This is a genomic window from Photorhabdus sp. RM323S, from assembly GCF_042879375.1.
Classification (GTDB): Bacteria; Pseudomonadota; Gammaproteobacteria; order Enterobacterales; family Enterobacteriaceae; genus Photorhabdus; species Photorhabdus tasmaniensis.
This window is the reverse complement of the sequence record NZ_JBHFKZ010000028.1, coordinates 20,697-36,100: the sequence shown is the minus strand read 5'-3', so window position 1 is coordinate 36,100 and position 15,404 is coordinate 20,697. Positions and strand designations below refer to the sequence as shown.

Genomic DNA, 15,404 nt, shown 5'->3' with positions numbered 1-15,404 from the left:
AATGTGCTAACAAACCAGTCTGCTTTTAATTTCCGGGAATTAACACCGGATTTGATTATGGATGCATTGGTGCAGACCGGACTGTACATAGATTCCGGGCTGACAGAATTAAACAGTTATGAGAACCGTGTTTATCAGTTTACAGATGAAGATCGTAAACGTTATGTCGTGAAATTTTACCGGCCACAGCGCTGGGATCGGCAACAGATTCAGGAAGAGCATGATTTTTCCCTAATGCTGCAACAGGCTGATTTGCCGGTGGCCGCGCCTCTGGTGTTTGATCAGCAAACCTTACTGACTTTTAAGGATTTCTTTTTTGCCGTTTTCCCAAGTATCGGGGGCCGCCAATATGAATCCGATAATCTCTTTCAGTTAGAAGATGTAGGGCGCTTGTTAGGTAGAATTCATCAGATTGGTCGTCGGCAACAATTCACCTCTCGCCCAACTATCGGGTTAAGTGAGTATCTGCACCAGCCACGACAGTTTTTGGCTACATGTAAGTTAGTTCCTTCAGCACAGAAAGTGCAATTTTTGGCTATATTGGATGATCTGATAAACGCCGTAGAATCAGATTGGCGCGATGATTGGCAAATATTGAGGCTTCATGGTGACTGCCACCCAGGTAATATCCTGTGGCGTGACGGAACTTGGTTTGTTGATCTTGATGATGCGCGTAATGGCCCGGCAGTTCAGGATTTATGGATGTTGCTTCATGGCTCCCGTCAAGAACAGTTATTACAGTTGGATACTCTGTTGGAATCCTATGGGGAGTTTACGGATTTTGACCCAAGGGAGCTGTCATTAATAGAACCATTGCGTGCTATGCGGATGGTCTATTATTTGGCATGGGTTGCCCGACGTTGGCAGGATCCTGCTTTTCCCAGAGCGTTTCCTTGGATGACAGATGCCGATTTTTGGTTAAAACAGACGTCACTTTTTGCTGGGCAAATGAAGCTGTTACAAGAGCCCCCTTTGCAGCTTAACCCAATGTATTAATGTTTATCATGGAGATATTTATGAAAAAGTTTTGGTTAGCTTTAGTCGGAATGGTGATGGTATTTGGTGCCTCTGCGGCCAGTTTTACCGAAGGAACACAGTATGTTGAACTAAAATCACCTGTGGTAAATCAGCCACAGGTGCTGGAATTCTTCTCATTCTATTGTCCTCATTGCTATCAGTTTGAAGAGAGTTTTAAAGTTCCGCAGACTGTGAAACAAAATTTACCGGAAGGAACGAATTTTGTTCGTTATCATGTGGAGTTCCTGGGGCCACTGGGTAAAGATTTGACTGTGGCCTGGGCAGTGGCGATGGCGATGGGTGTTGAAGATAAAGTGACTCCGTTGCTGTTTGAGGGCCTTCAGAAAACACAGACTATTAATACTCCGGCCGATATTCGTAATACCTTTATCAAAGCAGGAGTAACCGGTGAAGATTATGATGCTGCAATGAACAGTTTTGTTGTGAAATCTTTAGTTGTTAAGCAGCAAAAAGCCGCTCAGGACTTGCAACTGCGTGGTGTACCAGCAATGTTTGTTAATGGCAAATATATGGTGAGAAATAACGGCATTGATGCAACTTCTGCTGATACCTATGCGAAATCCTATTCAAACGTTGTTAACTTCCTGTTAAAGCAGAAGTAAGGTTGGCGATTGAAATAGAATAACATGAGCATGTGCCGGAGTGAGAAGCTTTGGCACAATGCGTGCCAGAAAGAATTTTTTATAAGACAAACTCCGGTTATATCCACAACTCTGTGATCTATAAGGTAATATGACAGTTTAATGACTAGGATTATAAGTCATTGATTTTTACCCGTCGTTGATAAATTTTTTTTATCAACTGTCTATGCCGGAATGAAGCTCGTAATATCTATACACAAAGTTATCCACAGAATTTATAGCAAGATGTGAATATCTGGAGCTGGTTTCAGCAAAGAAAATTCACACAAAATTCGTTTCCTGCTTCTTGCTGTGGCATCCTACTCCTTATTACACCCGTAACAGATAATGAAGAAGACTTATGGCTCAGATAGCAGACAATCCCCTGATTTTGGTTGATGGTTCCTCATACCTTTATCGTGCTTATCATGCTTTTCCTCCGCTGACTAACAGCGCGGGAGAACCGACCGGAGCCATGTATGGCGTATTGAATATGCTGCGTAGTCTGGTAATGCAGTACAAGCCGAGCCATGTGGCGGTCGTATTCGATGCCAAAGGTAAAACTTTCCGTGATGAATTGTTTGCTGAATATAAGTCTCATCGTCCTCCTATGCCGGATGATCTGCGTGCACAAATAGAGCCGTTACATCAGATGGTAGAAGCTATGGGATTGCCGCTGCTGGTGGTTTCGGGAGTAGAAGCTGATGATGTTATCGGGACTCTGGCGTTACAGGCGGAGAAAGAGGGTCGTGCGGTGCTTATCAGCACTGGTGATAAAGATATGGCGCAACTGGTAACGCCAAATATCACGCTTATCAACACAATGAATAATACCATTTTGGGGCCGGAAGAAGTGGTTGATAAGTATGGTGTATCGCCAAATCTGATCATCGACTTTCTGGCACTGATGGGCGACTCTTCAGATAATATTCCAGGCGTGCCTGGCGTCGGGGAGAAAACGGCACTGGGATTGTTGCAAGGAATTGGCGGTATGGACGATATCTTTGCCAATCTGGATAAAATTGCGGGGTTGAGCTTCCGTGGTGCAAAAACGCTGGCGGATAAGATGGAGCAACATAAAGATGTGGCTTATCTTTCCTATAAATTGGCAACGATTAAAACAGATGTTGAGTTGAATAAAACCTGTGTTGCTTTGTCAGTCAAAGAGCCTGATACAGAGAAACTGCATGAATTGTTCTCGCGTTATGAATTTAAACGCTGGTTGAATGATGTAGCAAATGGTGATTGGTTGGTTGCCAAGGGCAAAAAACCGACATCCACGGGTAATGATGAATCATCTCCGGCTAAAGATAAATCTGTTTCGGCAACACTTTCTTCTGATAATTACCAGACTATTCTTGATCAGAAAAGCCTTGATGAGTGGGTTGAGAAGCTGAAAAAAGCGCCGGTTTTTGCTTTTGATACTGAAACTGACAGCCTTGATACCCTGACAGCTAATTTGGTGGGGATGTCATTCGCAATAGCTGCCGGAGACGCGGCTTATCTGCCACTGGGACATGACTGTCTGGATGCGCCAGAGCAGCTTGACCGAGATGCAGTACTGGCGGCATTAAAACCACTGCTTGAAGATAGCAACCTGCTGAAAATCGGTCAAAATATTAAGTTTGATCGTGGTGTTCTGGCTCGCTATAGCATTGAGCTGCAAGGCATTGCTTACGATACTATGCTGGAATCTTATGTGCTCAATAGCGTTGCAGGCATGGGGCGGCACGATATGGATAGTCTGGCTGAACGTCATCTGAATCATAAGACCACGACGTTTGAAGAGATTGCTGGTAAAGGTAAAAATCAGCTCACTTTTAATCAAGTCCCGATGGAACAGGCTGCAATGTATGCCGCAGAAGATGCTGATGTCACTTTGTTGTTGCATCAGGTTATGTGGCCGCAACTGGAGAAAGTACCGGCGCTGGAAAAAGTATTCCTGAAAACAGAAATGCCACTGGTCATGGTGCTTTCCCGCATGGAGCGTACAGGTGTACTGATTGATTCAAATATTCTGGTTGAGCACTCAAAAGAGATTACTGCTCGTCTGGGAGAATTGGAAAAAGAAGCTCATGAACTGGCAGGTGAGGCTTTCAACCTAGCTTCGCCGAAACAGCTACAGGCGATATTGTTTGAAAAATTGCAGCTGCCAGTAATAAAAAAGACGCCGGGCGGGGCACCATCCACCAATGAAGAAGTGTTGGAAGAGTTAGCAGATAACCATGTGTTGCCGAAAGTGATTTTGGAGCATCGTGGCTTGGCAAAACTGAAATCCACTTACACAGATAAACTGCCACAGATGGTTCATCCGCTGACCAAACGGGTTCATACCTCTTATCATCAGGCGGTAACAGCGACTGGACGTCTCTCTTCGCGTGATCCCAATCTGCAAAATATTCCTGTCCGTAATGACGAGGGTCGCCGTATTCGTCAGGCATTTGTAGCACCCGAAGGTTACCGGATTATGGCTGCTGACTACTCCCAAATTGAGCTGCGGATTATGGCCCATTTATCTCAGGATCAAGGGCTGTTGAAGGCTTTTGCCGAAGGGCAAGATATTCACCGGGCAACGGCGGCAGAAGTCTTTGGTTTGCCACTGGAACAAGTCACCAGTGAACAGCGTCGTAGCGCCAAAGCGATTAACTTTGGTTTGATCTACGGTATGAGTGCATTTGGTCTTTCCCGCCAGTTAGGTATTCCACGCGGTGAAGCACAGCGCTACATGGATCGCTATTTTGAACGTTATCCGGGCGTATTGACATATATGGAGCGCACTCGTCAGCAAGCAGAAGAGCAGGGTTACGTTGAAACCTTGGATGGTCGTCGTCTTTATCTGCCAGATATCAAATCTCGCAATGGTATGCGCCGTAAGGCGGCTGAGCGTGAAGCCATTAACGCGCCGATGCAGGGAACTGCGGCGGATATCATCAAAAAAGCGATGATTGCCGTAGATGATTGGATTATCAGTGAAGAGCCGAAAGTTCGCATGATCATGCAAGTTCACGATGAACTGGTATTCGAGGTTCATGAGTCACAACTTGAATATACAGAACAGAAAGTTCGTGAATTGATGGAAAAAAGTATGGCGCTTGATGTTCCACTGAAAGTGGATGTGGGTATTGGTGACAATTGGGATCAGGCTCACTGATATGCCAGATTGATAAGCGATAGGTTGAGCCGAAGTATTTGGTTCAGCCTTTTTTTGAACGACTCACAATAACAACATTGTCTAATAGTTCTGCTAATCACAGTTACCATGTGCTCTGGTATTCTCATCTTCCCAAGCTTGTTGCACCGTTCGATGCATATTAGATCTAGATCGCATAAATATGTAATTAAACTACATTTAATGGTGTAAAAACAATCAAAACTCGCTGCTGAATCGAGATAGTCATTGAAAATAAATTACAAAAAGGCTTTTTCTGAGAAATAAAATAGGGTAGAGTGACTAACGTAGGGTACAGAGGTAAGATGTTCTATCTTTCAGACCTTTTACTTCACGTAATCGGATTTATAGCTGAATATTAGCTGCCCCAGTCAGTTTTGACTGGGGCATTTTTTCATTTGAATTTAACGGGTCGGAATAAAAAAGGCGGTATTAGCTATTGTTTTCAATTTGGGCGGTTGGTTGGCTGAACCACATGTCCAGTTTCTGTTGTAGTTTATCGATGCCGATTTTTTTCGGGGCGGAGAAATATTCCACTTGAATATCGCCATTGAGAGCGGCTAATTCTTCACGTACTTTATTCAACTGGCTTTTACGGGCACCAGATGCCAGTTTATCGGCTTTAGTCAGCAACACAATAACCGATACATGCATTGCTACCGCCCATTGGATCATTTGTTGATCAAGATCTTTCAGTGGATGACGGATATCCATCAACACTACCAGTCCAATCAGGCATTCACGTTTTTGCAGATATTCACCCAATGCTTTTTGCCATTTACGCTTCATCTCTTCTGGTACTTCGGCATAACCGTAACCGGGTAAGTCAACCAAGTGAATTCCTTCTTCCACTTCGAATAAATTGATGAGTTGTGTTCGGCCAGGTGTTTTGCTGGTACGGGCGAGGCTTTTCTGTTTCGTCAGGGCATTTAGCGCGCTGGATTTACCCGCGTTTGAACGACCAGCGAATGCGACTTCAATGCCCAGTTCTTGAGGCAGATGGCGAATATCAGGTGCGCTCATGATAAAACGAGTCATATGATAGTTGTGGTTTTTGATGGTCAAAATGATTATCTCCCTGAGAAATGCACTGAATATATGCCAAAGGAGATTATACCGATAGCCACTGTTGGTTGACAGGATTAAAAATAATGACCTATTTCTGATGGGTTAAGCCAAATTTGCTATTTTGCCGTCAATTACTGCCTTATTTGTGAAATAAAATCTGATCTATTGTGAGAGGATAAATTTTTATCCAAAGCACCAACCGATTGATAGCGTAAATGTAAGTAAATATTGAGCACTATGCTGAGGAGATTATTAGAATTGATTTCAGCTTGTGTTGTTGACCTTAATATATAGGAATCCAGAATGTTTAAACGTATTTTAGTAACGCTTGTAACTGCATGTTCTCTGAGCGCAATGGCACCTCTGGCTCTGGCTGCGGGTGAAACCCATGTGAAACTGGTGACAACAGAGGGTAATATTGAACTGGAATTAAATAGCCAGAAAGCGCCGATTACAACCAAAAACTTTATTGAATACGTCAATGAGGGCTATTATAACAACACAATTTTTCATCGGGTAATCCCTGGATTTATGGTTCAGGGGGGCGGTTTTACCAAAGATTTGCAGCAGAAAACGACTAAAGAAGCCATTAAAAATGAAGCGGATAACGGGCTGCGTAATTTACGCGGAACGATTTCTATGGCGCGTACCGCAGATAAAGACAGTGCTACTAGTCAATTCTTTATCAACGTAGCAGATAATGCTTTCCTTGATCATGGTCAGCGTGACTTTGGCTATGCCGTATTTGGTAAGGTCGTAAAAGGTATGGATGTTGTAGATAAAATTTCTCAAGTAAAAACTGAAAATGTTGGCCCCTATCAGAATGTGCCGGTGAAACCCGTGGTTATCCTATCTGCTAAGATTATTCCTTAACTTTCTTCTGAGACATTAATGATCAACTGCGATTATGGCAGTTTGGTCTCTTGGTGAATTTTCATCTGATTAACAATTCGGGCCTTTATTTAATGCAGGCCCGTTTTACAGTTATTCATACAGCTTCTTGGTGAATTCTTTATTTTCTTCGGTTCGTGGATAATATCTGTTTTTGTAGCACTTCTTCTCTTTACTCTCGCAGTGAACACCATTACTCAAAGTGTAAGATGTAAGATCAATATCTTTCCCGTCACCAATCTCTTCTTTCAGATGTTTCGAGGCTTTTTTTCCTAAATACCTTTCGGTGAGTTTTAGCGATAAACCTTGCTGATCAGCGCAGTATTTTCCTTTTTTATCACAAATAACCCCTTTTTCTGGGAAGAAAATATTTGCAGCTTTAGTTGCAGCCAGCGCGGGGAAGGACAGCAAAAAAAGAGATGCTATAATCAGTTTTGTCTTCATAACAATTACCTTACTTATTGAATATCAAAAAGAGCCTATGTTTTGTAGCGGTATGAGAGTAAGTTGATGGAGGAAAAAGTAGCCATTGATTTTGTTACACTATGCTGCAAGTGCTTATGTGCTATGATAGCCGCCCCGTTGTCGTTAGGCCGTTTTACCTGAAATCATGTTGTTCATGATAAACAAATTGCAGGATTGGCAGGACAACAAATACAGCGATAAAAATGGGTAGGATAGACTCCTATGTTATTAATAATAGATAACTATGATTCTTTTACGTATAACTTATATCAATATTTTTGTGAATTGGGAACAGATGTTTTAGTCAAGCGCAATGATGAATTACAGCTTGAAGATATTGAGCGATTGGCACCGACTCATCTGGTTATTTCCCCAGGCCCATGTACCCCAAATGAAGCAGGCATTTCTCTGGCTGCGATTTCTCATTTTTCGGATAAATTGCCGATCCTTGGTGTTTGCCTTGGGCATCAGGCAATTGGGCAGGCATTCGGTGCCAGTGTGGTAAAAGCCAGGGAGGTGATGCATGGGAAAACTTCTGCTATTCATCATAATCAGCAAGGTGTGTTCAAAGGGCTTAACCGGCCATTAACGGTTACCCGTTACCATTCATTGGTGATTGCCGCAGAGACTTTACCAGCAGTATTTGAAGTTACTGCATGGAGTCAGCATAACGGCAATGTCGATGAGATCATGGGAATTCGTCATCGTACTTTGCCCTTAGAAGGTGTGCAGTTCCATCCTGAAAGTATTCTCAGTGAGCAAGGGCATCAGCTACTGAGTAACTTCCTTAGATATTAACCAGATACCAATAATTTCTTCAATTATTCATCTTTTTCATTTGCCCATTTTTGATTTTTTATGCATATTCAATGATTATAATTTCACTTTTGAATGGCGTATATATAAAAAACGGGTGGGGAAATGATGGAGCGTGCCGCAGTAAACAGAAATACATACGATCAAGTCATGTTGCCAATTTATTCACCGGCACAGTTTATACCGGTGAAAGGGCAAGGTAGTCGTGTATGGGATCAGCAAGGGAAAGAGTATATTGATTTTGCTGGTGGTATTGCTGTTATGGCTTTGGGACATTGCCATCCTGCGCTAGTGGATGTTCTAAAGCAGCAAGGAGAGAAACTTTGGCATATCAGTAACATTTTCACCAGTGAACCAGCTTTGATACTCGCGCAGAAACTGATTGATGCAACTTTTGCGGAGCGGGTATTTTTTGCCAACTCCGGAGCGGAAGCGAATGAAGCCGCATTTAAGCTGGCGCGTCACTATGCCATTACCCGTTACCATCCCTATAAAACCAAAATTATCGCATTCCATCAGGGGTTTCATGGTCGTACCCTGTTTACAGTCTCTGTTGGTGGTCAACCAAAATACGCTGATGGTTTTGGGCCAAAACCCGCCGATATTATTCATGTGCCTTTTAATGACTTGGATGCAGTCAAGGCAGTCATGGATGACCATACTTGCGCTGTTGTATTAGAACCTGTTCAGGGTGAAGGGGGCGTCACACCGGCGACACCGGCATTTATTCATGGGTTGCGTGAGCTTTGCGATCAGCATCAGGTACTGCTGGTATTTGATGAAGTGCAAAGTGGGATGGGGCGTACCGGCAAGTTATTTTCTTATATGTATTATGATGTTGTGCCGGACATTATCACCACCGCGAAAGCATTGGGAAATGGTTTCCCGGTCAGCGCTATGCTGACTACAGCGAATATTGCTTCGGTGATGGCGCTGGGAACTCACGGCACAACTTATGGTGGTAATCCGTTGGCTTGTGCGGTGGCAAATATCGCTTTTGACATTATCAATACGCCAGAGGTCTTGGAGGGTGTTGAAAAACGCCATCATTTGATTGTGAATTTTCTGAACGATATCAATCAGCAATATTCGATATTTGGTGAAATCCGTGGCAAGGGGTTGCTGATTGGTGCGGAACTAAAAGCGCCGTATCAGGGGAAATCTAAAGAGATCCTGCAACTGGCGGCTGAAAATGGTCTGATGTTGTTGAGTGCCGGGGGGGATGTACTGCGTTTCACGCCTTCGTTGATTATCGGTGAAGAAGAGATAACCCGGGGAATGGAACGGCTGGAGAAAGCAATTAGCCAGTTGGTGTAAAGTAAGTACAAGAGAAATCAGCGCAGGATAATGCGCTGATTAATTAGGTGTTAACGGGTACCGTAAACAACGATTGTTTTGCCGTGTGCGGAGATCAGGTTTTGGTCTTCCAGCATTTTTAGAATACGGCCAACCGTTTCACGGGAACAGCCAACAATCTGACCAATTTCCTGACGAGTGATTTTGATTTGCATTCCATCCGGGTGAGTCATTGCATCGGGTTGTTTCGCCAGATTCAGTAAAGTCTGAGCAATCCGGCCGGTCACATCCAGGAAAGCCAGGTTACCGACTTTCTCAGAAGTTGTTTGCAAACGGCTTGCCATTTGGGCAGATAAACGCATTAAAATATCCGGGTTTACCTGAATCAGTTGGCGGAATTTTTTATAGGAAATTTCCGCTACTTCACAGGCGCTTTTGGCCCGTACCCAGGCTGTACGCTCTTGTCCTTCTTCAAATAATCCAAGTTCGCCAATGAAATCTCCCTGGTTTAAATAGGAGAGGATCATCTCTTTGCCTTCTTCATCTTTAATCAAAACCGCAACAGAACCTTTTACGATGTAGTAAAGCGTCTCTGCTTTTTCGCCTTGATGAATAAGCGTGCTTTTGGATGGATATTTATGAATATGGCAGTGTGACAAAAACCATTCAAGAGTGGGGTCTGTTTGTGGCTTGCCGAGAACCATTCGCTTCATCCTCTGTTGTTATCGCTGCCTAAATAACACGAGAACCTAAAAGTTTCTCGTCAGGCTGGCTTAAAAGACACTAGCTTAACATATTAGTTTGCTGAAAAACCGACAGGTGAGGGTTTTATATAGGTTATCTGAAATTCGAAACTTGAGTATTGATCTTAACCCACATATACCCAGACCTGCTTCTGTTTTTAACACAGGAAAAGGTTTCTGTCTTGTCTTGTATTGTTTCAGCATAATAAACCGCTCATTAGATTGCCAGTTTAATACTGAAAGAGTAGGCTTTGATGCAAAAAATGACTTAAGAGGTACTTATGCAAGCGCGGGTAAAATGGGTTGAAGGGTTGTCTCTTTTGGGGGAGTCATCTTCAGGCCATCAGATAATGATGGATGGAAATGCTGGCGATAAGGCACCAAGCCCAATGGAAATGGTATTAATGGCAGTTGGCGGTTGCAGCACGATTGATGTTATTTCTATTTTGCAGAAAGGCAGATATGACATAAAAGATTGTGAAGTGAAATTAACTTCCCACCGTCGTGAAGAGGCGCCACGCTTGTTTACTTCTATTAATCTGCATTTTATTGTTACCGGCAAGGATTTAACAGAGAAAGCGGTTGAACGCGCCGTCACGCTTTCTGCTGAGAAATATTGTTCTGTTTCGTTGATGCTGGGTAAATCAGTTGAACTTACCCACAGCTTTGAAATTAAAGAGACAGAGTAAGATATTATTTCCTGATTGAAAAATAACGACAGGTAACTAATATCAGTTACCTGTTTTTTTAACTGAATAATATAAGAAGTGAATTCAAACGCTGGGTTTTCTGGATTTATCCCAGGTTTTAATCAACAAATCTTTTCCCCTTCCAGTAATCGCTGTACCAATGGCGTCATAATTAATTCCATTGCCAGCCCCATTTTTCCACCGGGAACTACGATGGTATTAATACTTGAAACAAATGAACCTTGTAACATTGATAAAAGGTACGGGAAATCAATTTGAGTAAGATCACGGAAGCGGATGACGATAAAACTCTCATCCAGTGATGGAATGGCTTTGGCTGAAAAGGGATTGGATGTATCAACTGTCGGCACGCGTTGGAAGTTGATATGTGTTCGTGAAAATTGGGGAGTAATGTAGTTAATATAATCATCCATAGAACGAACAACGGAATCCATCACGGCTTCCTGTGAATGTCCCCGTTCTCCAGTATCGCGGATAAGTTTCTGTATCCATTCAAGGTTGACGATCGGTACTACCCCCACCAGCAGATCGACATGACTGGCAACATTATGTTGTGGTGTGACTACGCCACCGTGCAGGCCTTCATAAAACAGCACATCGGTCTGCTTTGGTAAGGCTTCCCACGGCGTAAATGTACCGGGAAGCTGATTGTAAGGCACCGCGTCATCATAGGTGTGAAGGTATTTACGGCAACGGCCTTCACCGGTTTCACCATAGTCAATCATGGTTTTCTCCAGCATGCCAAAATCATTAGCTTCTGGGCCAAAATAACTGATATGTCTACCTTGCTCCTTGGCTTTACGGATTGCCGCGTCCATTTCAGGGCGGGTATAACGGTGGAAACTGTCCCCTTCTATCTGTGCTGCGCTGATGTTAAGTTGCTGGAAAATCTTACGAAAAGCTAAACTGGTCGTTGTTGTTCCGGCACCGCTGGAGCCGGTAATCGCAATAATCGGATGTTTGGCGGACATAAGCAGTAAACTCCATAATGTTAAGAATGGAACATTTCTTTTGGCATAATATTGATGCTCTCATGCAGTTCAGACCACACCAGAATAACATCCCCCCGTTCCAACTGACGGCGAATGTCAGTGACTTTTTGCTCAAGGGATTTTTCATGTTCGCCATAGTCAGTACCTTCCCGCAGGATAAAGCTCTCTATCAAATTTAGCAGAGTTTCTGCTTCCAGTTGTTGCCACGGAATAATCATTGCGGTTGCTCCAGATAAGATGACAGCCAGCCTGGAATGCGTTGTTCCAGCCACATTTGTGGTTTTTTGAGTGAACCACTGACAAAGCCGACATGTCCACCATATTCTGTCAATTGGTATTCAATATTTTTGGGTAACGTGTTGAGGTCAGGGACGACTTCCGACGCCATAAAGGGATCGTCTTTGGCATGAATAATCAACAGTGGCACCGTAATGTCAGGCAGGCGAGGCAGAGCGCTGCACTGACGGTAGTAGTCCGCTGCATCTTTAAAACAGTGGATTTTTGCGGTTACAATTTCATCAAATTCCCGAATATGTTTCAATCCTTTTACTTGGGACAGATTAATAGGCAGCGAACCTGGGTAGCGGAGCAATTTGCGGGTAACATTACGTTTCAGATTATTAAGCAAATAGCGCTCGTAAACCTGAGAAAATCCTTTTTCTATCCGGCTGGAACAGGCTTCTAGCATCAGAGGGGCAGAAACAATGACGGCCGCATTGATTTGGGCATCTGTTTTTTCTTCTGCCAAATAGCAGGCCAGCATATTACCGCCGACTGAATAACCCACGGCTGAGGTTGGCACATCACCGTAGGCCTGTTTTAACCAGTTCAGAAAATAACGGGCATCGCCTGTTTCGCCAGAATGATAGAGACGTTTTTGACGGTTCGGTTCACCACTGCATCCACGGAAATGCATGACAACGCCAAGCCAGCCTTTTTTCTGACAAATATGAAGCAAACCGTGGGCATAAGGGCTGTGGAAACTGCCTTCCAGACCATGAAACAGGATCAGCCGTGGCTTATGTGCTGCGGTTGCTGGATCTTCACTCCATGCCAGGTCAACAAAATCGTTATCTGGCAGATTAAGTCGTTGCCAGTAGGGTTGCAGTTCAGGATACCGCCGCACCAGACGCGGGAGTAATGTCTGCAAATGCGGATTACTGGCTCCGGTTAGAGGACGAAAGATATCGGACATAATGGTTTCGAGTTAAATGATTAGTTATCTTGTATGGTAAATAACATACTGATATTTTCTGTGAAAGGGAAACTCAATTATTCAGGATGAAAGGAACCATTCATGACAGCAAGCCTGATTTTTTCATTAACAACTTTTTTGTTTATTTCTGCCATTACCCCAGGTCCAAACAACATGTTGCTGACCTCATCTGGCGCCAACTTTGGTTTTATCCGCTCTTTGGGGTTGATATTTGGCATTCTTCTGGGAATGCAGACGATTTTATATCTGTCCGCTTTCGGTGTGGCAGCATTACTGCTGGTTTATCCTACTATTCACACGATAATGAAAATAGCAGGTAGCCTCTATTTACTGTGGTTAGCATGGAAAACAGCAACAGCCAGTTACCGGCGTTTGGATACCAAAGGCAGCGCTGTCATAAAGCCCGTGCGGTGGTACCAGGGCTGGTTACTACAGTTCTTGAATCCGAAAGCCTGGCTAATGGGATTGGGATCGGTTGGCAGCTACAGTATTGCCGGTGAACAGTATCTCTATTCCATCACAATGATTAGTGTTGCAACAATATTGATAAGTTTCCTGAGTAGCATCATGTGGACTGGTTTTGGTTCATTGATTGGAACGTTGCTCCGTAGTCGCAATGCCTGGTTTATTTTCAATATTATGATGGGAATATTAACTGCAACTTGTGTGCCATTGATCTGGATTGGGTAATTTAATTCATTAATTCCATTTTGGTTATAAAGCATATTTATTCATTCTTTAAGTGACGATCGCTTACCAAATTTCGCCAGAAGCCGGCAAAAGTCGCCCAATATAACGATGATTTTGCCTGGCAATTTGGTGCTGATGTTCAGTGGCGCAAATTTGACAGTGGTTCTGCTGTGCTGCGAGCATTGACTTCCGGTAATGTGCGAATCGGCAATATCAAGTCAAATCAATATTTTTACTGCCGAACAGCAGAGTCAATACAAAACCACTGAGATAAGCAACTACCAGCCCGGCTGCGTACACTGCCATTCCGATAAAAATACCGCTGTTGGAGGTCATCAGTGGCAGTGCGACCAATCCAGATGGGCCGAAAACCGTATTCAGTCCAACGGGCAAACCTGAATAAGCGACCAGACCGATAAAGAAACCCCCGGCGGCACCGCCCAAACAGGCAGTGATAAAGGGTTTGATTCGTGGCAGTGTTACTCCGTAAATCAACGGCTCCCCAATGCCGAGAAAGCCGGGGATAATGGCACCTTTTATTTGAGTGCGCAGCAGCGAGCCTTGTTTAGCTTTGATATACAGTGCCAGTGCTGCGCCAACCTGTCCGCCTCCTGCCATTGCAAGAATGGGGAACAGCGAGTTAAAGCCTTGTGCATCCATTAACGCAAAATAGACCGGAACAAAGCCTTGATGAACACCGAACATGACGGCGAGTAGAAACAATCCCGCCAGAATTGCAGTACCAAAAGGATTACCATTAAGATGAAGGAACAGCCATGACATACCGCTAAACAGATAACTTCCCAATGGCATGATAATAATAAAAGCGATCGCTCCCATGATCAGCAAAGTCACAGCTGAGGTGAGGATCATATCCAAATTGTCTGGAATGATTTTACGCACCTGCCGCTCTACCCATGCACCCAGAATGGCGGCGATTAGAACGCCGATAATATTGCCGCGTGGATCGATGCTGTAACCAAAGAAAGTGGAAATACCCGCGTAAAAACCGCTGGTGGCATCTGGGTTATAACCGAGCACAAACAGCGAAGCGATAATCGCACCGTTGATGCCCGATCCGCCAAAGGCTTTTTGCGCGTTATAGCCAATCAGAATACTCAGGAAGCTGAACATGCCCTTACTGAACACTTTCATATAACCGATAATTTCAATCAACGTGGCATTAGGCTGCTCAACTCCTTGGACGGCTATCTGTTCAAGTAAGGTGGCAAAGCCTAAAAGCAGACCAACGGCAATAAAGCCGGGGATCAGTGGTGTAAAAATAGTTGCGAATTTTGCCAAAAACTTATGTACGGCACTAACCTGCTTCTCTTTAAGCTGTTTTTTATTGGTAGAGGCAATATCGGTTAAATCATCGCTGCTCTGTTTTGGTGGTTCTGTATGGTCAGAAGATGCCAGTAGTTTATTCATAATCTCTGCCACAGCCTGGGCTTTTCCCGGTCCAAGTACGATTTGCAGCTGATTATCGTTTTCAATAACACCTAATACGCCAGGGATCTGCTTCAATCCTGTTCTGTCTACTTTGCTATCATTGTGCAGAGTTAATCGCAGGCGAGTCATACAATTGCCACATTGGGCTACATTACCGGCATTGCCGATAGCGTTAAGAATTTGAACGATCATTTCCTGATTAATTTTAGCCATGTTATTGACTCCTTCTCAGAAGGGA

At 43.8% G+C, this 15,404-nt stretch carries 15 protein-coding genes and 1 pseudogene; 9 read left to right on the top strand and 7 right to left on the bottom strand.

Features of this window, described 5'->3' with window-relative positions; genetic code table 11:
• The first annotated feature begins 3 nt into the window (after positions 1-3).
• The 3 genes from ACGF7G_RS12890 to polA all read left to right on the top strand — a co-directional run bounded on the left by ACGF7G_RS12890 (position 4) and on the right by polA (position 4,809).
• The gene (locus tag ACGF7G_RS12890) at positions 4-996 is read left to right on the top strand and encodes a serine/threonine protein kinase (RefSeq protein WP_387465968.1); all 993 of its coding nucleotides are present in this window, start codon (positions 4-6) and stop codon (positions 994-996) included.
• A 20-nt stretch (positions 997-1,016) separates the two neighbouring features.
• Positions 1,017-1,640: a thiol:disulfide interchange protein DsbA gene (dsbA, locus tag ACGF7G_RS12885; protein ID WP_387465966.1), complete on the top strand. Its 624-nt coding sequence runs from the start codon at positions 1,017-1,019 to the stop codon at positions 1,638-1,640.
• A 379-nt stretch (positions 1,641-2,019) separates the two neighbouring features.
• Entirely contained in the window at positions 2,020-4,809 is a 2,790-nt protein-coding gene (gene polA, locus ACGF7G_RS12880) for a DNA polymerase I (protein ID WP_387465964.1), read from the top strand.
• A gap of 450 nt (positions 4,810-5,259) precedes the next feature.
• Here polA and yihA read toward each other — a convergent pair whose 3' ends face one another.
• A complete protein-coding gene (gene yihA / locus ACGF7G_RS12875; protein WP_387465963.1) occupies positions 5,260-5,892 on the bottom strand; it encodes a ribosome biogenesis GTP-binding protein YihA/YsxC in 633 nt (210 codons plus the stop codon).
• A 306-nt stretch (positions 5,893-6,198) separates the two neighbouring features.
• Between yihA and ppiA the strand changes: the two genes are divergently transcribed.
• Positions 6,199-6,768 carry a peptidylprolyl isomerase A gene (ppiA, locus tag ACGF7G_RS12870; protein ID WP_387465962.1) on the top strand — a complete coding sequence of 190 codons (570 nt, stop codon included), beginning with the start codon at positions 6,199-6,201 and terminating at the stop codon, positions 6,766-6,768.
• 111 nt (positions 6,769-6,879) lie between these two features.
• Here the strand turns inward: ppiA and ACGF7G_RS12865 are convergent, their stop codons facing one another.
• Entirely contained in the window at positions 6,880-7,230 is a 351-nt protein-coding gene (locus tag ACGF7G_RS12865; RefSeq protein ID WP_387465960.1) for a YcgJ family protein, read from the bottom strand.
• 243 nt (positions 7,231-7,473) lie between these two features.
• Here ACGF7G_RS12865 and ACGF7G_RS12860 point away from each other — a divergent pair, with 243 nt between their 5' ends.
• Together ACGF7G_RS12860 and ACGF7G_RS12855 are read left to right on the top strand one after the other, a co-directional pair.
• Positions 7,474-8,049 carry an aminodeoxychorismate synthase component II gene (locus ACGF7G_RS12860; protein WP_133814299.1) on the top strand — a complete coding sequence of 192 codons (576 nt, stop codon included), beginning with the start codon at positions 7,474-7,476 and terminating at the stop codon, positions 8,047-8,049.
• 123 nt (positions 8,050-8,172) lie between these two features.
• Entirely contained in the window at positions 8,173-9,384 is a 1,212-nt protein-coding gene (locus ACGF7G_RS12855) for an aspartate aminotransferase family protein (protein ID WP_387465958.1), read from the top strand.
• A 50-nt stretch (positions 9,385-9,434) separates the two neighbouring features.
• Here ACGF7G_RS12855 and crp read toward each other — a convergent pair whose 3' ends face one another.
• Positions 9,435-10,067: a cAMP-activated global transcriptional regulator CRP gene (gene crp / locus ACGF7G_RS12850; protein WP_004240730.1), complete on the bottom strand. Its 633-nt coding sequence runs from the start codon at positions 10,065-10,067 to the stop codon at positions 9,435-9,437.
• Positions 10,068-10,387: 320 nt separating this feature from the next.
• Between crp and ACGF7G_RS12845 the strand changes: the two genes are divergently transcribed.
• Positions 10,388-10,795, top strand: a complete 408-nt coding sequence (locus ACGF7G_RS12845) for an OsmC family protein (RefSeq protein ID WP_387465955.1) — start codon at positions 10,388-10,390, stop codon at positions 10,793-10,795.
• A 122-nt stretch (positions 10,796-10,917) separates the two neighbouring features.
• On the opposite strand, the gene ACGF7G_RS12840 is transcribed toward ACGF7G_RS12845, so the two are convergent.
• From ACGF7G_RS12840 to ACGF7G_RS12830, 3 genes are read right to left on the bottom strand one after another with little or no spacing between them, the layout of a single operon-like run.
• Entirely contained in the window at positions 10,918-11,787 is an 870-nt protein-coding gene (locus ACGF7G_RS12840; protein WP_036845952.1) for a phosphoribulokinase, read from the bottom strand.
• Between the two features lie 20 nt (positions 11,788-11,807).
• Positions 11,808-12,026 carry a YheU family protein gene (locus ACGF7G_RS12835; RefSeq protein WP_387465953.1) on the bottom strand — a complete coding sequence of 73 codons (219 nt, stop codon included), beginning with the start codon at positions 12,024-12,026 and terminating at the stop codon, positions 11,808-11,810.
• A complete protein-coding gene (locus ACGF7G_RS12830) occupies positions 12,023-13,003 on the bottom strand; it encodes a hydrolase (RefSeq protein WP_387465952.1) in 981 nt (326 codons plus the stop codon). The genes ACGF7G_RS12835 and ACGF7G_RS12830 overlap by 4 nt, the downstream gene beginning before the upstream one ends.
• A gap of 102 nt (positions 13,004-13,105) precedes the next feature.
• Between ACGF7G_RS12830 and ACGF7G_RS12825 the strand changes: the two genes are divergently transcribed.
• Entirely contained in the window at positions 13,106-13,714 is a 609-nt protein-coding gene (locus ACGF7G_RS12825; protein ID WP_387465950.1) for a LysE family translocator, read from the top strand.
• Between the two features lie 52 nt (positions 13,715-13,766).
• A pseudogene (tauA, locus tag ACGF7G_RS12820) lies at positions 13,767-13,938 on the top strand (taurine ABC transporter substrate-binding protein); the annotation flags it as partial.
• On the opposite strand, the gene murP reads toward tauA, so the two are convergent.
• Entirely contained in the window at positions 13,928-15,379 is a 1,452-nt protein-coding gene (gene murP, locus ACGF7G_RS12815; protein WP_387465948.1) for a PTS N-acetylmuramic acid transporter subunit IIBC, read from the bottom strand. The pseudogene tauA and the gene murP sit on opposite strands and share 11 nt — an antisense overlap.
• Between the last annotated feature and the right edge of the window lie 25 nt (positions 15,380-15,404).

Bases quoted from the DNA above. Each gene is read 5' to 3' on its own strand.
- ACGF7G_RS12855 (WP_387465958.1), top strand. From the start codon at position 8,173: ATGATGGAGCGTGCCGCAGTAAACAGAAATACATACGATCAAGTCATG.
- ACGF7G_RS12830 (WP_387465952.1), bottom strand. From the start codon at position 13,003: ATGTCCGATATCTTTCGTCCTCTAACCGGAGCCAGTAATCCGCATTTG.
- dsbA (WP_387465966.1), top strand. From the start codon at position 1,017: ATGAAAAAGTTTTGGTTAGCTTTAGTCGGAATGGTGATGGTATTTGGT.
- murP (WP_387465948.1), bottom strand. From the start codon at position 15,379: ATGGCTAAAATTAATCAGGAAATGATCGTTCAAATTCTTAACGCTATC.
- ACGF7G_RS12860 (WP_133814299.1), top strand. From the start codon at position 7,474: ATGTTATTAATAATAGATAACTATGATTCTTTTACGTATAACTTATAT.
- ACGF7G_RS12845 (WP_387465955.1), top strand. From the start codon at position 10,388: ATGCAAGCGCGGGTAAAATGGGTTGAAGGGTTGTCTCTTTTGGGGGAG.
- ACGF7G_RS12840 (WP_036845952.1), bottom strand. From the start codon at position 11,787: ATGTCCGCCAAACATCCGATTATTGCGATTACCGGCTCCAGCGGTGCC.
- ACGF7G_RS12825 (WP_387465950.1), top strand. From the start codon at position 13,106: ATGACAGCAAGCCTGATTTTTTCATTAACAACTTTTTTGTTTATTTCT.
- crp (WP_004240730.1), bottom strand. From the start codon at position 10,067: ATGGTTCTCGGCAAGCCACAAACAGACCCCACTCTTGAATGGTTTTTG.
- polA (WP_387465964.1), top strand. From the start codon at position 2,020: ATGGCTCAGATAGCAGACAATCCCCTGATTTTGGTTGATGGTTCCTCA.
- ppiA (WP_387465962.1), top strand. From the start codon at position 6,199: ATGTTTAAACGTATTTTAGTAACGCTTGTAACTGCATGTTCTCTGAGC.
- ACGF7G_RS12865 (WP_387465960.1), bottom strand. From the start codon at position 7,230: ATGAAGACAAAACTGATTATAGCATCTCTTTTTTTGCTGTCCTTCCCC.
- ACGF7G_RS12835 (WP_387465953.1), bottom strand. From the start codon at position 12,026: ATGATTATTCCGTGGCAACAACTGGAAGCAGAAACTCTGCTAAATTTG.